The organism is Pedobacter sp. W3I1, from assembly GCF_030816015.1.
Classification (GTDB): domain Bacteria; phylum Bacteroidota; class Bacteroidia; order Sphingobacteriales; family Sphingobacteriaceae; genus Pedobacter.
On sequence record NZ_JAUSXN010000001.1, the window covers coordinates 6,034,971 to 6,055,455 of the forward strand.

At 39.0% G+C, this 20,485-nt stretch carries 17 protein-coding genes and 1 tRNA gene; 5 read left to right on the top strand and 13 right to left on the bottom strand.

Features of this window, described 5'->3' with window-relative positions; translation table 11 throughout:
• Positions 1 to 332: 332 nt before the first annotated feature.
• Positions 333 to 3,584: a carboxypeptidase regulatory-like domain-containing protein gene (locus QF042_RS24650; protein ID WP_307532804.1), complete on the bottom strand. Its 3,252-nt coding sequence runs from the start codon at positions 3,582 to 3,584 to the stop codon at positions 333 to 335.
• A 489-nt stretch (positions 3,585 to 4,073) separates the two neighbouring features.
• Between QF042_RS24650 and QF042_RS24655 the strand changes: the two genes are divergently transcribed.
• Positions 4,074 to 4,574, top strand: a complete 501-nt coding sequence (locus QF042_RS24655; protein WP_307532805.1) for a GNAT family N-acetyltransferase — start codon at positions 4,074 to 4,076, stop codon at positions 4,572 to 4,574.
• A 5-nt stretch (positions 4,575 to 4,579) separates the two neighbouring features.
• Here QF042_RS24655 and QF042_RS24660 read toward each other — a convergent pair whose 3' ends face one another.
• The 7 genes from QF042_RS24660 to QF042_RS24690 form a co-directional block, all read right to left on the bottom strand.
• Positions 4,580 to 5,155 carry a DUF4256 domain-containing protein gene (locus tag QF042_RS24660; RefSeq protein ID WP_307532806.1) on the bottom strand — a complete coding sequence of 192 codons (576 nt, stop codon included), beginning with the start codon at positions 5,153 to 5,155 and terminating at the stop codon, positions 4,580 to 4,582.
• A 1,770-nt stretch (positions 5,156 to 6,925) separates the two neighbouring features.
• Positions 6,926 to 7,510: a YdeI family protein gene (locus QF042_RS24665; protein ID WP_307532807.1), complete on the bottom strand. Its 585-nt coding sequence runs from the start codon at positions 7,508 to 7,510 to the stop codon at positions 6,926 to 6,928.
• An 18-nt stretch (positions 7,511 to 7,528) separates the two neighbouring features.
• Entirely contained in the window at positions 7,529 to 8,380 is an 852-nt protein-coding gene (locus QF042_RS24670; protein WP_307532808.1) for a class I SAM-dependent methyltransferase, read from the bottom strand.
• A gap of 27 nt (positions 8,381 to 8,407) precedes the next feature.
• Positions 8,408 to 8,788: a DoxX family protein gene (locus QF042_RS24675; RefSeq protein ID WP_307532809.1), complete on the bottom strand. Its 381-nt coding sequence runs from the start codon at positions 8,786 to 8,788 to the stop codon at positions 8,408 to 8,410.
• A 6-nt stretch (positions 8,789 to 8,794) separates the two neighbouring features.
• Positions 8,795 to 9,262 carry an SRPBCC domain-containing protein gene (locus QF042_RS24680; protein ID WP_307532810.1) on the bottom strand — a complete coding sequence of 156 codons (468 nt, stop codon included), beginning with the start codon at positions 9,260 to 9,262 and terminating at the stop codon, positions 8,795 to 8,797.
• A gap of 6 nt (positions 9,263 to 9,268) precedes the next feature.
• A complete protein-coding gene (locus QF042_RS24685; protein ID WP_116253478.1) occupies positions 9,269 to 9,592 on the bottom strand; it encodes a helix-turn-helix transcriptional regulator in 324 nt (107 codons plus the stop codon).
• Between the two features lie 508 nt (positions 9,593 to 10,100).
• Entirely contained in the window at positions 10,101 to 10,619 is a 519-nt protein-coding gene (locus tag QF042_RS24690) for a hypothetical protein (RefSeq protein ID WP_307532811.1), read from the bottom strand.
• 293 nt (positions 10,620 to 10,912) lie between these two features.
• Here QF042_RS24690 and QF042_RS24695 point away from each other — a divergent pair, with 293 nt between their 5' ends.
• The gene (locus QF042_RS24695) at positions 10,913 to 11,065 is read left to right on the top strand and encodes a hypothetical protein (protein ID WP_307532812.1); all 153 of its coding nucleotides are present in this window, start codon (positions 10,913 to 10,915) and stop codon (positions 11,063 to 11,065) included.
• Positions 11,066 to 11,270: 205 nt separating this feature from the next.
• Complete coding sequence (locus tag QF042_RS24700; protein ID WP_307532813.1) at positions 11,271 to 13,457, top strand: SEL1-like repeat protein; 2,187 nt, start codon at positions 11,271 to 11,273, stop codon at positions 13,455 to 13,457.
• A 72-nt stretch (positions 13,458 to 13,529) separates the two neighbouring features.
• Here the strand turns inward: QF042_RS24700 and QF042_RS24705 are convergent, their stop codons facing one another.
• Positions 13,530 to 14,345: a lipoyl domain-containing protein gene (locus QF042_RS24705; protein ID WP_307532814.1), complete on the bottom strand. Its 816-nt coding sequence runs from the start codon at positions 14,343 to 14,345 to the stop codon at positions 13,530 to 13,532.
• A 466-nt stretch (positions 14,346 to 14,811) separates the two neighbouring features.
• A tRNA-Asn gene (locus QF042_RS24710) sits at positions 14,812 to 14,885 on the bottom strand.
• Positions 14,886 to 15,029: 144 nt separating this feature from the next.
• Here QF042_RS24710 and QF042_RS24715 point away from each other — a divergent pair.
• Positions 15,030 to 15,950, top strand: coding sequence for a PfkB family carbohydrate kinase (locus QF042_RS24715; protein WP_307532815.1), 921 nt, complete (start codon positions 15,030 to 15,032; stop codon positions 15,948 to 15,950).
• A 199-nt stretch (positions 15,951 to 16,149) separates the two neighbouring features.
• Here QF042_RS24715 and QF042_RS24720 read toward each other — a convergent pair whose 3' ends face one another.
• From QF042_RS24720 to QF042_RS24730, 3 genes are all read right to left on the bottom strand, one after another.
• Positions 16,150 to 16,392, bottom strand: coding sequence for a cytochrome b5 domain-containing protein (locus QF042_RS24720; RefSeq protein WP_029280617.1), 243 nt, complete (start codon positions 16,390 to 16,392; stop codon positions 16,150 to 16,152).
• Between the two features lie 881 nt (positions 16,393 to 17,273).
• On the bottom strand, positions 17,274 to 17,963 hold the full coding sequence (locus QF042_RS24725; protein WP_307532816.1) for a lycopene cyclase domain-containing protein: 690 nt from the start codon (positions 17,961 to 17,963) through the stop codon (positions 17,274 to 17,276).
• Between the two features lies 1 nt (position 17,964).
• On the bottom strand, positions 17,965 to 18,495 hold the full coding sequence (locus tag QF042_RS24730) for a hypothetical protein (RefSeq protein WP_307532817.1): 531 nt from the start codon (positions 18,493 to 18,495) through the stop codon (positions 17,965 to 17,967).
• Positions 18,496 to 18,742: 247 nt separating this feature from the next.
• Between QF042_RS24730 and QF042_RS24735 the strand changes: the two genes are divergently transcribed.
• Positions 18,743 to 20,224 carry an NAD(P)/FAD-dependent oxidoreductase gene (locus QF042_RS24735; RefSeq protein ID WP_307532818.1) on the top strand — a complete coding sequence of 494 codons (1,482 nt, stop codon included), beginning with the start codon at positions 18,743 to 18,745 and terminating at the stop codon, positions 20,222 to 20,224.
• Positions 20,225 to 20,485: the final 261 nt, after the last annotated feature.

A 20,485-nucleotide genomic window follows, 5' to 3' on the forward strand; every position in this document is an offset into this window, starting at 1 on the left:
AATATTTTTAGGTTTATAGATGCAATGATAAGATGTGCATGTTAGCCTAATGCCAACTTTCAGTTAACAAAAACTCTTGTTTCTATTTAGTCATGCGCTTACCACACATGCAACTCATGGAGGATATACGTCATTCTGAATTTATTTTACAAGTAAAATAGTATTTTCAATTGTCTTGTAGCTACTTCGTGGTCAGCATCTTTCTTATAGACAGACCCTGAATTAAATTGCCTTCGGTAAGCTCGGTTCAGGGTGAAGACTGACCACAGAAAAAACAAAAAACGGCCTGACCTTATTTTGGCCAGACCGCTTCATTTATGTATTAAAAAAGATTAGAAACTATATCTTAATCCCAATTGCATCTGGTAACGTGAGGCAAAGAAATCTTTTGAATAAGAGGTCACATCTTTTTGTGCGAATGTATACACCGGATATGCTGTTGGTGTGCCTGCAGTTGCCACCTTAATGCCTACACTAGCCATTGAGTTATAGGTATTAGGAGAAAAATACTGAATCCCCCAATCTTTATTTACCAAATTAGTCAGGTTAATAATATCGTAGGTTAAAGTAAGTACATGTGGATGTTTTCCTTTTGCTACTTGAATATCCTGAGCGAATCGGAAATCGGCCTGAACATTCCATGGTGTACGTGCACCGTTACGCTCTGTAAAATCGCCACGACGGGTACTTAAGTATTTATCACCGTTAATGTAGTTATCAAATGCGGCAGCCTGCGCAATACCATCAGGTGTATTGGCAAAAAACTTAGTGGTTTCGCCTGCAGCCGGAATATACATTAAACTTACGGTTTGGCCGGTTCCGTTAATTCGGGTATTAACTAAACCCAATGAATAGGGCGAGCCCGACTGACCACTGAAAAATAACGAGAAGTTAGACACATATTTGCCATTTTTAGCCCAGTCTAATCTGTAATTGATGGTCGAAATAATCCTGTTGCGGATATCGAAGTTAGAATAAGCCAAACCTGGGTTATTTGGACTAAGCGCCTGGTTTAACTGCCAGTTAGATTCCATTGAGTTACGGATACCATTGGCAATATCTTTCGATCTTCCGTAGGTATAAGCCACCATCATATCTAAACCTACAGGAAGCGATTTACTCACCTGAGCGGTTAAGCTATATTTATAGCCTTTATCAGTGTTCGATAATAGGTAAGCATTGGTATACAATGGATTGATTTTGGTACCTGAATAAATTGGCTGTTGTTTTTGGGTATCATAAGCCATGTACGTAGGGTTATCAACATAGTTAATCTGCTGAAACTGCACATCTTTAATCACCTGGCTAAAAATTCCTTCAATAGTAAATTTCCACTGATCGTCTGTTTTATAGTCCAAGGCTAAATTACTCCTCCATGCTTTTGGCATTTTAAAGTTATTATCAACTAAATCTACCTGCGTTGCACCTTTAGCATCTTTAACATTAACACCTTGTTTGGTTACATAACCCGCTTCGCCATTACCGGTTAAAGCATCTTTAATCGGATCTGAGCCAGCAGCAGGCGTTACTATTTTTGTAGGGTCTGCATTTGCATACACATACGATTTATCGAAAGCACCATAATTTACACCATTGTTGTAATAAGCATAACCAATCCAGGCAAAAGGAACACGACTGGTAAACAAACCTGTACCACCACGAACAATCAAACTTTGGTTGCCCAATACATCGAAATTAAAGCCAACACGTGGAGAAATCTGAATTTTATTCAGGAATTTCCCGGTAATTGATGAAGGCTGAGTATATGTATAGGTTGTGCCGTAATTTGCATCAACCGGAGAATTGGTTGTTTTTGTACTTAACGATGGCATATCAGGTAGATTTGTCATGTCGAAACGTAAACCTGGTGTTAATTTTAAACGGTCGCCGATGCGGATTTCATCCTGACCATAAACGCTGTACATGTTTACATTAAACTCTGCTGTTGGATTAGCAATAATATTATCACGGCTATTATCATCGTAGTTATAACTTGTACGCACCCTGTTTGGCTTGTTGGCCAGGAAATCGGCAATACTGCTATAGGCCACACGGCCGTTCCATGAGTTAACGAAACCATAATTGATGTTGTAAAACTCATTGTGCGTACCAAAGGTAAAAGTATGGTTGCCTTTGCTGAAGGTATAGTTATCGGTAAACTCGAAAGTATTCTGTTTCATGTTAAAAATACTGGCCTCGCGGTCGGTACCCAAAAACAATGTTCCCCCGTTCGAAGCAATTTCGATCTGCGGCAATGCCGGATTAGAAAGCGGATTGCGGAAATCGTGAACAGTAGAGTAACCAACTATCAGGTTGTTGGTCGCCGAATTCCCAAAACGTGTTTTCAGATCGGCAACTGTTGATGTCTGATTATTGTTCTGTCTGAAATCGATCCCCCCAAACCTGAAGTTAGACTGATCTCTTTCCAAGTTTGTGGCTTTTGAAATAATGGTGTTATTTCTGATGGTTAATTGGGTGCTTTCGCTGATATTCCAATCTAAACGGTTAAAAAACTTATTCGATTGCGAATAAATATTATAATCTCCGAACGAACCGGCATCTATCCCATAAGCATTTTTCATACGGTCTGAAATCTGCTGTGCCTCAGTTAAGGTAAGTAATTTCATGTCAGACGATCCTGCACCTAAAATTACCGGATCCTGACGTCGGGTAATCTCTTCGTTGGTAAAGAAGAACAATTTATCTTTTATAATCGGGAAACCTACACGGAAACCAGTCTGGTAATCGTGAAAAGCGGAAGGCTCGTTGCTGTTATCGCCGATTTTATTTCTACCGATTAATGATGCGTTACGACCATAACCGTAAACCGAACCTACTACCTCATTGGTACCACCGCGCGTAACCGCATTAATGCTACCGCCTAAAAAGTTACCCACTTTAACATCGTATGGGGAAAGTAAAACGGTAACATCCTGAATGGCATCTAGCGAAACGGGGTTGGTACGTGTACTGCTGCCAGGCATACCGGAACTTCCACTCTGACCACCTAATGAGGGACTAAAACCAATGGCATCATTATTAATTGCACCATCAATGGTTACGTTGTTGTATCTAAAATTGGTTCCGCCAAAAGTGTTATCCTTGCTACCCTGCGGCGTAACCCTGGTTACATCCTGCAAACTGCGGTTCATAGTTGGCATGGTTTTAATCTGACCTTCGCCAATGCTGGTACCCGCACCTGCCTTTGTTCCGCCTTTTTGGCCCTTAACACTTACTTCTGCCAATTGGTTTCCCTGTTCCTGAAGATCGATATCAAGTTTTACATCCGAACCTAAGGTTAGATAAATGTTTTCTTTTACCACTGGACTATAACCAACAAAGGTTATCGTGATTTTGTAAGGTCCGCCTGGGTTTAAGTTGCCGATACGGTAAAGGCCGTTCTCGTTTGATAAACCTTTAGATACGGTGCCTGTTGGAACATGCAACATAACGACGGTTGCACCTGGGATTACTCCCTTGTTATCTTTAATCTTTCCATTAATACTAGAAGTAGTAACCTGTGCCTGAGCAAATCCGACCAGGAGTATCAAGGCACTCACCAGGAATAGTATGCGTGATTTCATTTTTTGTTGTTTTATTTTGGCACAAAACAACAGTCTTAATGTTAATTCAATATTAACACTAAATTAAGTTTAACACTATGTTAACAATATAAAAATCAGAACAATACAATAGGAAAACAATTCCTTAATAACCAATATTTCAGGCCGGAACATATGAAGGATAAAAGTTCAAATATGAAAACGAAAGATGAAGTTTTGATGAAGTTTAAATTAGTCCGAAGTCATTAGCCGGAAGTCTAAAGTCGATTAACCGGCCATGCTTTTGGCGTTGAGCGTTTAGAGTCGATTAACCAATAGCAAATGAATCTATGAACAATTCGACTATCAGCTATTGACCATTGAACCATCAGAGTAGTTGGGAGTTGGGAGCTTGGTGTTTCGAGTCGATTAACCGATTTGACAATTAACCAGTTAACCATTATGCAAGTTTCTGCACTATACTAACCAATGACAAATGAACTAATGAACCTATATATTATCTTTACAGTCATGACAATTAGATTAGCCGTAGCAGCAGATATTCCGAAAATAATGTACCTGGTAAGCAAGGTTGTACCATTAATGCGGGCTGCAGGAAATTTCCAGTGGGGAGATGATTATCCAAACCCCGAGGTATTTGCCAACGATATAACCAAAGGTCAGTTATGGGTAGCTGAATTGGAAGATAAGCTTGTTGGTGTTTCTGCAATTACTACAGATCAAGATCCCGAGTATGCAGATGCGGGTTGGAATATTAACGAAAAAGCCATTGTTACACATCGTTTGGCAGTAGACCCGGACTGCCATGGTATGGGTATTGCCAAGGCTTTAATGAACCAGGCGGAAGCGGTAGCAAAAGCTTCGGACACTTCTATTTTAAGAGTTGATACCAATAGCGAAAACATGGCCACCCAGGCACTTTTCCCGAAGCTTGGTTATCTGTTTAGCGGTGAAATTAGCCTGGCTAAACGCCCAGGACTTCGTTTCTTTTGTTATCAAAAATTATTGTAATTCAGTTATACGCTTAACAACCCACGAAATGCTCTTGCAGCATAATACGATTGTGCACCATTGTGATACACGAACACATGATCGTAACGGCGATCGCCAAAAAGGGCACCGCCTAACTTTCTGATTGCCGGAGGAGTAGCAATCCAGCTGGATGTTTTGGTATCGAACTTTCCGAGTTGCTGCAAAAAGCGATATTGTTCTTCTGTTAAAAGCGCTATCCCCATTGTAGCAGCCATATCAATGGCATTATTTTCTGGCTGATGCTCCTTTCTTGATTCCAGTCCTTCCAAATCATAACAAATACTTCTACGGCCCTTAGGGCTTTCTGCCGAACAATCGTAAAAAATGTATTCACCTGTTTTTTGATCATAATCAGCAACATCGGGTTCGCCACCAGTTACTTCCATTTCATCGAGCACCCAGAGCTTTTCGGCATTCGCTTCTAACTTTGCCTGTATTTTAGTCCATTCAAGACCTTTGTGCCGGTTCATGTTTTTTTCGAAACGGATTCTTAAAGTATGGAGTAGTTCTTTGGCCTGCTCGGGCGATAACTCTTTTTTATTGTTATTTATTTTACTCATAAGTTTTATATTTCGGTTAAATATGCTGCGCATCCCTCAAAGCCGTAACTGTTTGGTAAATTAACTTAAAGTCAATATAACTAAAAAGATTGTCCTTCGACTCCGCTCAGGAGGACATCTCCTTTTAAGAACCATGATTCTTTATTTCCTATTTTCAAAAACACCCAATTTCTATTTGAAGCGCAATACCAGAGCAAAACACTAAGTTTCTTCCCGTTTTCCGCTTTTACGCTTCGCTTCCTCGTACCTCGTTGCTGCAGGGTAACACTTCAACCGGGGCTAAGTGGCCAAAACAGCATTTCATATTTGGGGCTGCAGGGTGCAAACTTTGGTTCCTAAACCCGACAATAGCGGGCATCCAGATTTTTATCTGGATAAAGCGAATGGCGGGACTACAAGCCGCCAAGAACTACAAACCGCACATTTCCTAATTTTAAAAAACTAGTTGCCATATAGAGCGCAACGCCTATACGCTACGCTGTAAAATCCTTCGACTCTGCTCATGCGAACATCTCTTTAAGGACCACGATTCTTTATTTCCTATTTTTAAAAACACCCAATTTCTATTTGAAGCGCAATACCAGAGCAAAACACTAAGTTTCTTCCCGTTTTCCGCTTTTACGCTTCGCTTCCTCGTACCTCGTTGCTGCAGGGTAACACTTCAACCGGGGCTAAGTGACCAAAACAGTATTTCATTTTGGAGGTTGCAAACTGCACAAACCCTTGTTCCTAAACCCGACAATAGCGGGCATCCAGATTTTTCATCTGGATAAAGCGAATGGCGGGACTACAAGCCGCCAAGAACTACAAACCACTCATTTCCTAATATTAAAAAACTCGTTACCACCTGGAGCGCAACGCCTGTACGCTACACTGTAAAATCCTTCGACTCCGCTCATGCGAACATCTCTTTAAGGACCACGATTCTTTATTTCCTATTTTCAAAAACACCCAATTTCTATTTGAAGCGCAACACCTTGCAAAACAATAAGTTTCTTCTCGTTTTCCGCTTTTACGCTTAGCTGCCTCGTACCTCGTTGCTGCAGGGTAACACTTCAACCGGGGTTAAATAGCCAAAGCAATATTTCATTTTGGGGTTGCAAGCTGCACAAGCCCTTGTTCTTAAACCCGACAATAGCGGACATCCAGATTTTTCATCTGGATAAAGCGAATGGCGGGACTGATAACTCCAAGAACCACAAGCCGCTCATTTCCTAATATTAAAAACTAGTTACTACATGAGGCACAACGCCTGTACGCTACGCTAAAATCCTTCGACTCCGCTATTAATGATAGATGTTTTATTTGACTGATAATAAGTGTTTTATATATATCAGTTACAAATCTGTCATCGACCCTCCATTGTATTTGAAAAATTCTAACCTCTACATTTGTAATTATCTTAAATATGCGTTATTTATATCGGACGCGTATTTCCGCCCAACAAGGCCGTAGCACCGTATCCCCGTTCTACTTAAATCCGGCCTAACAAATTTTTCGGGCTTCACAGACCCAGCCAACCTACTAACTTCGAAAGAAAAATTTTCAGCCGGTGTTTTTTGTTTCTTTTTGACACCAAAAAGAAAGAGCCCATCGGCGGCGGTGAGCCGAGGAAAGCATGTGCTGTAGGGTAAAGAATAATTAATTAATACGTCATTTATATTGATTTTTATACAATAAATTAACCCTCAGGATGACAAATCGATGGATAATTATGCCAGCGTCTAATGGTAACATCCAGCTCCGCAAGGCCGGCGAACGGGAGAATTCCTAATCATTCAGCCCTTTGCCATTCATAATCTGCGGCATAAATTTCTCAACCCTTGCCTCACGGGTTTTAGCTTGCTTAGGCGCAGCAAAATGAAGCAGGTAAGCTCTCTGACGACCAGGCGTTAATGCTTCGAATGCTGTTTTCAATGCAGGGATGTGGTCTAATTTATTCTTAAACTCAGTAGGAATGTTATATTCCGTAGTTTTTTTCAAATCTACTTTCAAACCAGCTCTTTCTACCTCAATGGCTTCATCAATATAAGTTTTCAAAATAGGCTTCAGTTCTACTATTTCGAGGGCATTAGTAAAGCGTGCCTGCCTCGCCGATTGTACATTCTCCGTTTGTTGAATCAAGATCCCAGCGCTATCATTCAATAAAACGCCCTTAAAAAACAAAAATGCACAGTATTCTTTAAAATCATGGATTAAAACGATGTTGCTGTTTCCCAAGGTATAACACGGCACTCCCCATTTTAATTCTTCGGTAAGGCCACAATCTAGTGCGATTGCCCTTAATAGCAGCAGTTCTTCCTGCCACTTTTTAGCTTTGTTAAAATAAAAATCAACTTTTGGATTCGTTTGCATATCAGTCGAATTTTGTGGTTATGTTGTTGCCAATAAAAATACTTCTCCGCTCGCCGGGAAAAGACCATCGGCTCTATCTGTAAAATAAAGTTGCTCCATATCTTTGGTTGATATGGTTTTTGCTTCTTTAAACTGTGCTGCATGCGCTAAATCTAATACTTCCTGTGGTGTAAAAAAACTCTCGAATGGAGTTCCGGCAGCACGAGCACCCTTCTCTGCTATTTCCTGCATGGCTTTATCTTCTTCATCCAGCAACTCAATAGGCAGGTAAAATGCCATGGCCAGGGTTGAGCCGGATGCAAGTTTCGCAATCTGACTTAATGTATCAATAATTGCTGCTCTGCTCAGGTATAAAGTTACGCCTGTACATGCAACAACTGCAGGTTTACCAAGATCAAAACCCGATTTCAACAATTCTTTCCACCATGAAGACATTTCAAAATCTACTGACACAAAATGTAAATTATTGGGTTTAGCCAAACCAATATCAGCTAAGCGCTTTTGTTTCCATGTTAATGTACCAGGCTGATCAATTTCATAAATCTGCAGTTTGGAAGCAAAATCCGGTCTGCGTTGCACAAAAGTATCAAGCCCCGCTCCCAGAGTAACATATTGATCAATTCCTTTCTTGCTTTCTGCTATAATTAAATCTTCGATAAAACGGCTACGTGCAACAATCGAAGCCCGAAGACGCCTAGTATATTTCATATCCGGGCGTTCCATCCAATAGTCAGGAGGTGCAATCAATTTCAGCCCGATTTCATCTTCGAGAATATGTGGCTTTGCATCTACCTGCACATGTAGCGCTCTCCATAAAGCAGTCCTTACAGCCGTATTATCTGGTTCAGTTGTGTTTTTGTGCCGGTTCATTTTAACATTCAACTTTTGATCATTAATTTAAGCGAAATTAACCTTTCTATCTGCAGGCCTGAAATACCATGATAGTATAGTTAACACAAGTAGTAACATTGGCCCGAAATATGCCGAAATGCTGGTATCGCCAATAGCAATGTGCGAGAAAACAGCGCCAGACATGGCAAAGAAAAAGCCTGCATAAGCCCATTCTTTCAATAATGTAAATTTAGGGATTAACACTGCAATAACACCCAAAATTTTCCAAATCCCTAATATCGTCAGAAAATAGAGCGGATAGCCCAATTGGGTAAACAACGCTACTTCTTCTTTCATTTTTATCAATTGTACTATTCCAGTTGATAACATGCCTAGCGAAAGCCAAACGGTGGCAATCCAATAGATAATTTTATTTCTCTTTGTCATGATGTATTATTTTATTTGTTTTACAATGTCTTCTAAACGGTTATGTGCCATGTTAATACCCTGAGCAAAAGGTAAGGCGAGTATTTGATCCCTTACCGCTACAGACCTGTAAACCACATGCATGGTGAGTTTACTCTTATCATCGGTCAGTTTTTCGAAGGTTAAAAACTCCAGCTGAACCCCAAAAGGGGTATGCTCCATTTCGAATGTGCGCGTAATTTTTTCCTCAAGTACAAACTCATGTATAACACCGGTGGCTACAAATGCGACGTTTCCTTTAGCATCAGCAGTTTCGAACTGGTAACTGCCGTACTTTTTATTTTCAAGTTTCAGCACTTTTGTCCCCATCCATTGTGCTATAATTTCAGGTTCAACATAAGCCTTAAAAAGCAATTCTACAGGTAAATCAAATTCTCTGGTAATGATCATTTCCTGTTTGCCATTTTCGGCATCAATTTTTGTTTTCTGCTCCATGTGATGCTATTTGCTTGGTTTATAGTTTTTCATAATATCTTCCAGTTTATTAAATCTGTCGTCCCACATTTTGCGGAACGGCTCAATAAAATCGGCAATTTCTTTCATTTTTTTTGCGTTAGTGTGGTAGTGAATTTCCCTACCGTTTTGTTTTTGCGCTAACAATTCGCACTCGGTAAGAATTTGCAGGTGTTTTGAAACAGTGGGCCTTGCCGTGTCGAAATTGGCGGCTATTGCACCAGCTGTCATAGACTGCGAAGCCACCAACAACAATATAGCCCTGCGGGTAGGGTCGGCAATGGCCTGAAATACATCTCTTCTTAAATTCATATGTAGCTATTTGACTACAAATATACATGTAGTCATTTAACTACGCAAATTTTTTCAACGTTTTTTTAAAAAAAACTGCAGGATGGCACATCAAATTCTATTTTTTTTTTTAAAATGAGCGTTTTTGTCGTGCTTGAGCAATAGCTGCCTCATTAATGCATCTTGCATAATTACAATCAATGTTTATGCATATTCTTTAGAAATTGCTATAGCCGCATGTTAAAGAAGAGGGTTAGCTCCTAATAGCCTGCTTAAAGGGGAGCAATTGATTGATGACTTGATCAGCAGATACGCTCAGTAGGGCAGGTCGGATGGTAAAGCATTAATAACGTATGCGCTCTAGATTATTAGCAGTTAATAAATACTTGCCAGCGTAAGCCAGGTATTGTTCTCTTGCTAAATATGGATACCTTTTTTATTAAATAAAGCCTTTTATGATATGATTGAATAAAATCTTAATATTTTTGTATTATGATTGGATAGATGCTGCGTTAACCGATTGGTCGTGTCAGATTGCCGTGAGCTCAAGTACTTCTTTACTATACTTTAAGTAAGTAACAAGAACTTTCGTTCCTATTTGATAGTTATAATAATCTGTTTTTTTAACCGGCATTCTAATTTTCTCTCCTTTATGCCGTCCGGCAAAAGTGACAATGTATTCTCCATGTTCCGTTTTGTGATAGCTAATAATTACACTTGATAGTTTGTTTTTCCCATTTTTAATATCCCTTTCCCAATTATTTCTAAAATTTCGAAATACCAGCCAGATAGTTAAATATAACAAACTAAACAATGCTAATCCGGCTAAAACAAATACAATATAATGGTAGTACCGTAAATTGGTCCATTCGCCATGTAAAAAATAATAAGCAACAGCCATAATCAAAAGTGTACAAGCAAGCAAAATCCCCGGAGTATCTTTAAAAAAATCTCTTTTTTGTTCACCAATATGTTTGATGTCTTGCTCACTTAAGGGAATTTTCTCTTCTAATTTTACCTGTAAGTAGTCGATAGTAAAATCTGCCATTTATTTAATTCAAGTTTACCGTTTAGTGCTGATCTGCTTTTCTTAAAAATTATTGTTTACCGCTTATGCTGTATGCATTAGTGTCAGGGTTTTAATCTCATATAAAGATACATAAACTTCGAAACTGCACATTTTTTTTATAACCGTGTAGTTATCCGTTTGTTTTAAAGCTTGGTTCTGGACATCTGCTATCATTAACGTTTATAAAAATGAGACATTAAGTTTGCGTTAATAAATGGCATAAAATTGGCTCTGCTGAATCCGATTTGAAAACCGCTTTTAGATAAAACCGAATGTCACACCGTACCTATTTATACAATATTAATACCCCTTCTGTTGCAGAAAACTCAGATAAGATGATGATGGAATGGGGTTACGAAATGCCTCTTATGCTTCAGCCATTATTGATATCGGGGGGGCTTTATTTCAGGCAACAATTACAATAATCATGTAGAATTTAATGATTCGGGATTATACTATGATGCTGCACCCGGAATTGAAAATCTGAAACGGTTTTATAAATTTCTTGAAAATCAGACTGGCCTGATCACTGATATAGAAAAGTTTAAAGATGCCCGCAACAAACTGTTCAGCTACCTGGATAAGCTTACAGGAAGTTACTTTCATTTAGACATCTGGGATGTTTTAAATATGGACGACACATCTCATGCAGAACAAGCCAGGATTTGGCTGGCTAACATTGCCCATAACAATCAGGTAATTACCAGGGCGATGGATAAAGGAGATATCAGCCTGCTGAATTATAAAGATTTTAACGATGTCAGTCCTGGTTTTACCTCTTTTCCCGAACTGTTAAATTACGAAGGCTATGATTATGGCTGGTCTTGTATCTGGGCAGTTGCCGAAGAAGAATTGCTGTATGAAATATTTGAGCAAAACAAGCTTTGGGGCTTGAAGGATAAAGATGACCGGGTTTTACTGAGTCCCCAGTTTGATGAATTTTACAGCTTCGGCCCACAGGACCTGGCAGTAGTATCAAAAAATGGCAAATATGGATATGTACACACTATTGGAAGAATAGCAATTCCATTAATATGGGAAGATGCCTTTGATTTCGAATATTCAGGTGTTGCAGTAGTTACACTTCAAACCAAATCAGGATTGATTGATACAAAAGGTCGTGAAATTACGCCCCTTGTTTATGACGAACTAGACACTATTGGGGATGGAAGCTATTTTAATGCAAAAAAAGAATCTTACTGGGGCGTAATTGATGCCTCTGGACAGGTTGTAATTGGTTTCGAACATGCGGACATGGTCGAAACTGGCTACGGTTTTTATTATACCCAAACAAATGGACAAAAAAGCCAAAAAATTTATAATGAGTTTTTTAACTACCTGGGTGAATTTCCAATTGATTCTGTAGAAAATCTGGATAATGGGCTGATATTAATTAAACCTTATAAAGGACTTAATTCCAGTTTGCTATATAAAAAGGACGGAACCCTGCTCGATAGCGGATTTGAAAAAGTAAACAGGCAAACAAATTTCAACGATCTGCTGGTTATTCGTAAAGACAAAAAACACGGTGCCATCAGCAGGAAAAACGAATCTTATGTGTTGCCCTGCGAGTATGATGCAATTCTGGATATTCGTGCCAGGGTTAATGGCGGAATAAGCGATATCGCATTAATCCACCAGGCAGACAAAAAGGGCGTTTATGATGGCAATCCAATTAGGCCATCGTGGTTAATTCCCCTTGGCAATTACGAGCAAATCCTTTGGCTTTATGAAACCGTTTTTGCGCTGCAAAAAAACCAAATGTGGGGCATCGTTAACGCAGCAAACAATAACATGAGCAGTTTTGAATTTGACCTGGTTGTACAAAAGCCTAATGAGGATGGATTTGCCTATGCATTTAAAGACGACAAGGTATATACAGTTAGTGAAAATGCAATTGCCCCTGCTAATAAATCAGCTGCGTTGGAACATGCAGGAGAAGATTATGCTTATTATTTTGAGTACGAAATCAGAAAGAGGCTGTTAGCTTATGGAAAGGGGCTTAGCACAATCAGCGAACAGGTAACAGATGAACTTAGCACAGCCTACGACCTTTGCGTAAAGGCAATAGCCGCTTCTAATAATAAGGACTACGCAAAATCAATATATTATGACACCCTTGCAGCAGAGAAAGGATATGCCCTTTCTATGAATAACCTTGCACATATCTACTATAATATTCAAGGTTTTATTGATGATGATAAAGCTTTTTATTGGTACGAAAAAGGTGCAATGGCCGGCAATGAAAATGCCATGAATGGGCTGGGAATGTGTTATAAACATGGAATAGGTACCCCGGTAAATATAGAAAATGCTTTATTCTGGTTAAATAAAGCTGCTGATGCACAACTGGCGTTAGCATATAATAACCTTGGCGATTTATATTCTGAAAACCTGCTGCTTCCATTTGATCCTGATAAGGCCCTTCAATACTATCAGGCTGCTGCAGCGCTTGGTGAGCCAGAAAACAATTGGCTTGGATACCTGTACGATTTAAAAGGTGATTATGAAAAGGCCCTGAAATATTATCAGCTGGGTGCTGATGAAGGTATCGACATTTCATTCTATAATCTTGGTATTTTCCATTTAAATGGTTTAGGAACCAGTAAAAATGTAACCAAGGCAATTGATAACTTTAAACTTTCGTTAAATCGTGGATATCATCAGGCAAACATAGATCTTGCTTTAATTTACCGAAATGAAAAGGGCTTTAATGACGAACAAAAAGTACAGCAGCATATAGATGCAGCAAGAGCAGCAGGTTTGCAAATCCCTGAAGATCTTCTGGTAAAAAAGAAAGGCTGGTTTGGTTTTTAAGCTGGAGATGCCGGATGTAGAATGATCATTTGATGGCTGCGATGCTGCCATAGGGATGTGTTTGATCAGGATTTAATAAATATGTAGATCTAGTAAAGCAATACAGGTTGAAGATCTGAAGATTGTACCTTCTTCCAATAACCATATAAGACGGCCAGTATGAGGAGCAACAATTTCAATCGAAACTTTGTCTGTACTTATCTCACAAATTATTTCATTCACTTTAACCGCGTCATGCAGGTCTACTTTCCAATTGGTAATGAAAGCTGCACCATATTCAGAGTAACTTAGCAAATCACCTGGATTAAATATCACTTCAAAGCTATGCGGAAATTTATTTTTAATACTGTTATATGTTGACAGCAATGGTCGTGGTTTTCGCCAGATGGGTTCTCCTATAGGTGCATCAATTTTCAAATAACCTTCAGAAAGTTTTTTGTCCGACTCGGCTTGTTTAGCTCTAAGGGCATTTTCTTTTTCTTGCTTAATCAATGCTTCTTGCTGATTAAAGAATGTGGTTTCGCCTTTTAGAATATCTGCAGCATGGGTTAACAGGTAATGAGCATATCCAAAAAGCTGATCAATCTGATTACCGTCAACAGGTATTTCAGGTTTTCGTTCTTTCATCAGTTGCAAAATGCTATATAAATTACCATCCCTGGCATTAACCCCAAAATTAATGTCTGTATTCATGCCCCAGTTAATTCCTTTTACCACAATCCGGATTTTACTATTGGAAAATGTTACCTGAAATAAATTATCTGCATCTGTTAGAATAAGCTTTTCTTCCTGTAAACCGAAACTATTGCAGATAACCGCAAAGGCTTTTCGTGCTTCGTTTTTGAAGTGGTGAAGCCCATCAGCATGTATTTTATAATAATTCTGCATACTTATTGATACTCGAAGATAGAGATTATTTGCCAATCGCATGCTGAGGGCGGAAAAAATCATAGCCCGTCTTAAGACGCTATATTCTTCAAAAAACCAATTACTTACCTTAACAACAAGATATAAGCTTGATTTGATTCAAGCTTATAGAATCAGCTAAAACAGAAACATCCTTCACAATATCTTGAAAGGCATCCGCCTTGTCATAAATCGAATAGACTTCTCACCCAGCCCTAAACGCAAAAAAACCACAACTTTCGTAGTGGTTTTTAAAGCTCCCTCTGCTGGGCTCCCTTCGACTGCGCTCAGGATAAACTTCTCGCCCAGCCCTAAACGCAAAAAAACCCACAACTTTCGCTGCGGGTTCTGCTCCCTCTGCTGGGCTCCCTTCGCCTACGCTCAGGATAAACTTCTCACCCAGCCTATAAACGCAAAAAACCCACAACTTTCGTTGTGGGTTTTGAAGCTCCCTCTGCTGGGCTCGAACCAGCGACCCTCTGATTAACAGTCAGATGCTCTAACCAGCTGAGCTAAGAAGGAGTACTGGTCGTTTCCTAAAACGAGGTTCTTTGTACTTTGCAGTACACATCGCCTTGTTCGTTTTGGGAATGCAATATTAGGGCTTTTAAATTATTTATGCAATATTTGCAGTGAAAAATTTTAAAAAAAAATTAACACATAGATATGAGCCTGATAATCATAGGTACTGTAGCTTTTGATGCTATTGAAACTCCTTTCGGAAAAACGGATAAAATTGTAGGTGGAGCAGCAACTTACGCAAGTTTAGCGGCTTCTTACTTTTATAATAAAGCAAAAATTGTAGCAGTAGTGGGCGATGATTTTCATCAATCAGACATCGACATCTTCACCGCACACGGTATTGATACCGAAGGATTACAGATTAAAGCAGGTGAAAAATCATTTTTCTGGTCAGGTAAATACCATAACGACATGAATAGCCGTGATACTTTAATTACGGAATTGAATGTATTGGAAAATTTCGACCCGATTATCCCAGAGCACTATCAAGACTGCGAATACCTGATGTTAGGCAACCTCACCCCACAGGTGCAGCAAACCGTAATTAAACGTCTTAAAAACCGCCCGAAATTAATCGTAATGGACACCATGAACTTTTGGATGGATATTATGATGGATGACTTATTGGAAACCATTAAAATGGTAGATGTATTAACAATTAATGATGCCGAAGCACGTCAGTTATCGGGTGAATACTCGTTGGTGAAAGCAGCAAAGAAAATTTTGGCGATGGGTCCAAAATATTTGATCATTAAAAAAGGTGAACATGGTGCATTGTTATTCCACGAAGATCAGATTTTCTCCGCTCCGGCCTTGCCTTTGGCAGAAGTATTTGATCCAACGGGTGCTGGCGATACTTTCGCAGGAGGATTTATCGGTTATTTGGCTAAAGTGGGTACAATCAACTTCAACAACATGAAAAACGCAATCATTTATGGCTCTGCACTGGCTTCTTTCTGTGTAGAGAAGTTTGGAACAGAAAGGTTATTAAACTTAACCGATGAAGAAATTGCAGCCAGAATTCAAGAATTTGTAAGCTTAAGTGCTTTTACGATAGAAGTTTAATATTCAATTGTCATCCTGAGCCTGTCGAAGGACTCCACACAAGTTGTTTCGACAGGCTCAACATGACATCTCTCAATATCAATTGCAGCGTGTAAACCTTCATCAAACTGAAAAAGGCAAACTAATGATTGTATCAAACCAAGCCGCTGCGGGTTGTTTAGCCCTCAATTAATTAATGACCATAAAACGCTTACCAAAATTAATTAGGTGTAGTCAATATGGCTATCGGTATAAATTTTTCAAAAACAGCTTCAGTGTGGGGTGCATCGGGTAGTTCGTCTGTTAAATCCTGCCCGGCCCAGTGCTCGTAATGTTTCCCGTTCCGCCACAGCCTGCTATCGGTCATATCGTAGATCAAACCTTTGTAAGCCACCCATATTTGAGGTTTGTCTTGTCCGTTGCGTAAGGCGAGTTGCTGTTTGGTATAGCTGGGTAAATCCATTTAAGTTAATTTCGGCTTGAAGATAATTAAAAAAGATTGTCCTTCGACTACGCTCAGGATGACATCTTTTTTAAAGGAGCCATTGTCAGTCTGAGCGGAGTCGAAGACCTATATACCGGGTATATCAATTTATTATTCCCATTTGAAGCGCAAGGCGCTACAAAAACACCAGGTTTCTTCGCTTTTTACGCTTCAACCGGGGCTAGGTGGCCAAAGCATTATTTCATTTATAGGCCGTAGGTGCAAACCTTTGTTCATAAACCTGATGGGACGGATGCCAATTCCTTCAATTGGCAGGAGGTACAGCAGGGCTAACCCACTCCTATTAAACACAAACCTTTCATTTCCAAAAAAAAATATATTCATTATTTGGAGCGCAATGCCTGTACAAAACACCAGGTTCCTTCCCGTTTTACGCTAATACGCTTCGCTGCCTCACACCTCGTTGCTGCAGGGTAACGCTTCAACCGGGGCTAGGTGGCTAAAGCAGCATTTCATTTATAGGCCGTAGGTGCAATACTTTGTTCCTAAACCTGATGGGACGGATGCCAATTCCTTCAATTGGCAGGAGGTACAGCAGGACTAACCCACTCCTATGAAACACAAACCTTTCATTTCCAAAATAAAAATATATTCATTATTTGGAGCGCAATAATGCCTGTACAAAACACCAGGTTCCTTCCCGTTTTATGCTTTTACGCTTCGCATCCTCGTACCTCGTTGCTGCAGGGTAACGCTTCAACCGAGGGGTAGGTGGCCAAAGCAGCATTTCATTTGATGGGTTGCAGGCTGCAGAAACCATTACCTCTAAACCGTAAAGCGGTACTGAACCCCGCCAAAAGCTACTGGATATTCGTTTAAAAAAAAATAAACAATTTTATTTACGCTTGACTTTTACCAGCCTTGTTTTTAAAAACTTCGTACAGGTAAATATTCATCAACAACAGACCCATTAAATAAAAATGATCCTCGAAAGGTATTGTTCCCACTCTAAAACCCAGATTTTGTTTATCGTTGTACAGCACAATTGGAATCGAAGTTAAAAATCCGTTTACGATATAAAAAGGAATAAGCGAAACCAGGTAGGCCCTATAGAATTTGTACATAAACCTGAACTTCACATTCACATATTCTACATAGGCCAGCACCATAAATAAAAAGCCAAAATTGATTAGCGTATACCACTTGTTATAACCAAAAAATAAAATGGCTATACAAAGCCCCAGAAACAAATTACTTAATGCGAGGCTATACTTTTGCAGATCGTTTTTTGGGAAATAGGCGTTTAAACATTCGTAAATAAATATACAGGCATACGGAACAGTTAAAAAGAATAAGATCTCTTCTAAGGGTAGTCCAAAAAGATTTACCCCTATCAGGTAATCGGGATTAAAAGACCATACATTAAGTTTGGTAAACAGGATATCCCAAATTAAAAAAACAACACCAGTAAGCAATATTGCAGGCAATACAAACTTCCATTTGCTAAAAAAATGAACCTTTTTATCGAATGATAAAACCAAGGGAAAGAAAATTACAGCAAGATTGATAAGCAGATAGATATAATTCATTCTAAAGGTGTTTTGTCAAAATTTTAACTTCAGCAGGGCTGCATTTTTTACTGTCGATCATAAATTTAGCTACGTTTTTAATCAGTTCGCGATCGGCAAGACCAAAATTTCCATGTTGATAATGTTTAATGATCTCTTTTTTATCCTGAGCTAAATCTTTACTGAAACCGAGAAAGGAAGGCGTATAAAATTCGATCGAAAACCGCATAAAACGGATCTCCAGATTTTCCTTATCCATATCAATCGCTTTTTGCATGGTTTTAAGCGACTGGCCTACGAACTTGATTTTGTTATACGGATTCCAGGAGTGCTTGGCTTTAAGTGCCTCCAACGTTCCAGTGTAGCCCGTAATTAGGGCGGTTTTATTGGGCAGTTTGTTCAGCTGGGTAAACAACGAGTCGGTTAGCTTTGAGTTTTCTACCGCTTTAATCATATTCGTTTTTAATATCGCAATTTCTTGGGTAGATAACTGGGCGTAAGTAATATGGCTTACTGCAAATAGCAGAAAAAATATAATGCGTAGTTTAATCATGAGTTTGGGCAAAGGTAAGAAATCTATCAAGAGTTCTCTTCGCAGATATTCACCCGTCAACATTAAGAAATTAAGGACATTAAGATAATCCCTCTTAACTTTCTTAACTCCTTAATGGTAAAACATATACTTTATTAATCGCCTATACTCCACATGTTTTAAAGATTCTTCACTGCGTTCAGAATGACAACTGTTCCGAATGACAAAAAATAAAAACAAAACGCTATAAAATTCCTTTATTTACACCATGGAGAAAAAACCCGCGGTTACCATTATAGGGGCCGGTTTTGCAGGCCTGGCTGCTGCAGCTTTATTGGCTAAAGATGGTTGTGATGTTACAGTTATCGAAAAAAACGAAATGGCCGGTGGCAGGGCCCGGAGCTGGCAAAAAGACGGCTTCCTTTTCGATATGGGTCCGAGTTGGTACTGGATGCCCGATGTCTTTGAAAATTATTACAACCTGTTTGGAAAAACTGCTTCTGATTTTTATACGTTAAAGAGGTTAAATCCTTCTTACCGGATTTATTTTGGCAAAAAAGATACTATTGATGTTCCGGCAACATTAGATAACTTATATGATTTATTTGAAAAACTAGAGCCAGGAAGTAGCAAAAACCTGAAACATTTTCTCCATCAGGCCAAATACAAATACGACGTGGGTATGAACGAATATGTTTTTAAACCCTCGCACAGTGTAATGGAATATTTCGATCCGAGATTGGCCATTAGCGGCATTAAACTACAACTTTTGGGCAATATGCGAAAGCATGTGCACCAGTTGTTCAAAAATGAACGGTTGAGGAAACTTTTGGAATTCCCTGTTTTATTTTTAGGCGCTACCCCACAGCACACACCTGCATTATACAGTTTGATGAACTATGCCGACCTTGTATTAGGCACCTGGTACCCAATGGGTGGTATGCATAAAATTGTAGCCGCCATGCAGCAAATAGCCGAAAGCGAAGGCGTGAAATTTATTTTCGATGCAGAAGTAACCAAAATTGAAGTAAAAAACAACCTGGCAGAGTACGTAATTACGAATAAGGGAAATTTTAAAAGCGACTTTGTAGTGGGCAATGCAGATTATCACCATATCGATCAACACCTGTTTGATAAACCTTACCGCAATTACAGCGAAAAATATTGGGAAAAAAGAACCATGGCTCCTTCCTGCCTATTGTTCTATGTAGGGGTAAATAAAAAGCTAAACAACCTATTACACCACAATTTATTCTTTGATGAAGATTTTGATCAACATGCTGAAGAAATCTACACCCATCCGCAATGGCCATCAAAACCATTATTTTATGTATGCTGTCCTTCCATAACTGATAAAAGTGTAGCACCGGAAGGCTGCGAGAATCTTTTCTTTTTAATTCCGGTAGCACCCGATTTAAAAGATAGCGAAAGCAAAAGAGAAGAGTACTTTAATTTATTGATCGATCGCTTTAAAAATTTAACAGGAAACGATATTAGCAATAACATTTTGTTTAAACGCAGTTATGCCATGAACGATTTTGTAGCAGATTACCACGCTTTTAAAGGAAACGCGTATGGATTAGCAAATACTTTGAAACAAACTGCTTTTTTAAAACCTAAGATGAAAAGTAAGGTAACAAATTTTTTATACACCGGACAATTAACCGTTCCGGGGCCTGGTGTACCACCTGCAATCATCTCCGGACAAGTGGTGGCAAAAGAAATAAAAAAAAAGTTAAAAAAAGCTTGACAAATTTAAAATTTCCCTTATCTTTATAACCACAAAACAAAAACACTGCAATAAAGCTTCAAAACACATAATCGTTCGGGGTTTGCATTTGTTTCGAAATAAGAGAGAAGGCGAATTGTTGAAAGAAAAAATAAGAATCAACTAACCAAATATATGATAAGCAAATAAGGCCTGAATTTTTCAGGCCTTTTGCTTTTTACAGTGTTTTGGAAATAACTAGTTCTAGTCTATCCGTCATTCGACTGAGGCAAGGAATATAGA

Coding starts and splice junctions, on each gene's coding strand:
- QF042_RS24670 (WP_307532808.1), bottom strand. CDS start 8,380: ATGAACCGGCACAAAAACACAACTGAACCAGATAATACGGCTGTAAGG.
- QF042_RS24660 (WP_307532806.1), bottom strand. CDS start 5,155: ATGAGTAAAATAAATAACAATAAAAAAGAGTTATCGCCCGAGCAGGCC.
- QF042_RS24705 (WP_307532814.1), bottom strand. CDS start 14,345: ATGCAGAATTATTATAAAATACATGCTGATGGGCTTCACCACTTCAAA.
- QF042_RS24675 (WP_307532809.1), bottom strand. CDS start 8,788: ATGACAAAGAGAAATAAAATTATCTATTGGATTGCCACCGTTTGGCTT.
- QF042_RS24655 (WP_307532805.1), top strand. CDS start 4,074: ATGACAATTAGATTAGCCGTAGCAGCAGATATTCCGAAAATAATGTAC.
- QF042_RS24730 (WP_307532817.1), bottom strand. CDS start 18,495: ATGATTAAACTACGCATTATATTTTTTCTGCTATTTGCAGTAAGCCAT.
- QF042_RS24650 (WP_307532804.1), bottom strand. CDS start 3,584: ATGAAATCACGCATACTATTCCTGGTGAGTGCCTTGATACTCCTGGTC.
- QF042_RS24695 (WP_307532812.1), top strand. CDS start 10,913: ATGTCACACCGTACCTATTTATACAATATTAATACCCCTTCTGTTGCA.
- QF042_RS24725 (WP_307532816.1), bottom strand. CDS start 17,963: ATGAATTATATCTATCTGCTTATCAATCTTGCTGTAATTTTCTTTCCC.
- QF042_RS24680 (WP_307532810.1), bottom strand. CDS start 9,262: ATGGAGCAGAAAACAAAAATTGATGCCGAAAATGGCAAACAGGAAATG.
- QF042_RS24685 (WP_116253478.1), bottom strand. CDS start 9,592: ATGAATTTAAGAAGAGATGTATTTCAGGCCATTGCCGACCCTACCCGC.
- QF042_RS24700 (WP_307532813.1), top strand. CDS start 11,271: ATGGACGACACATCTCATGCAGAACAAGCCAGGATTTGGCTGGCTAAC.
- QF042_RS24715 (WP_307532815.1), top strand. CDS start 15,030: ATGAGCCTGATAATCATAGGTACTGTAGCTTTTGATGCTATTGAAACT.
- QF042_RS24665 (WP_307532807.1), bottom strand. CDS start 7,510: ATGCAAACGAATCCAAAAGTTGATTTTTATTTTAACAAAGCTAAAAAG.
- QF042_RS24690 (WP_307532811.1), bottom strand. CDS start 10,619: ATGGCAGATTTTACTATCGACTACTTACAGGTAAAATTAGAAGAGAAA.
- QF042_RS24735 (WP_307532818.1), top strand. CDS start 18,743: ATGGAGAAAAAACCCGCGGTTACCATTATAGGGGCCGGTTTTGCAGGC.
- QF042_RS24720 (WP_029280617.1), bottom strand. CDS start 16,392: ATGGATTTACCCAGCTATACCAAACAGCAACTCGCCTTACGCAACGGA.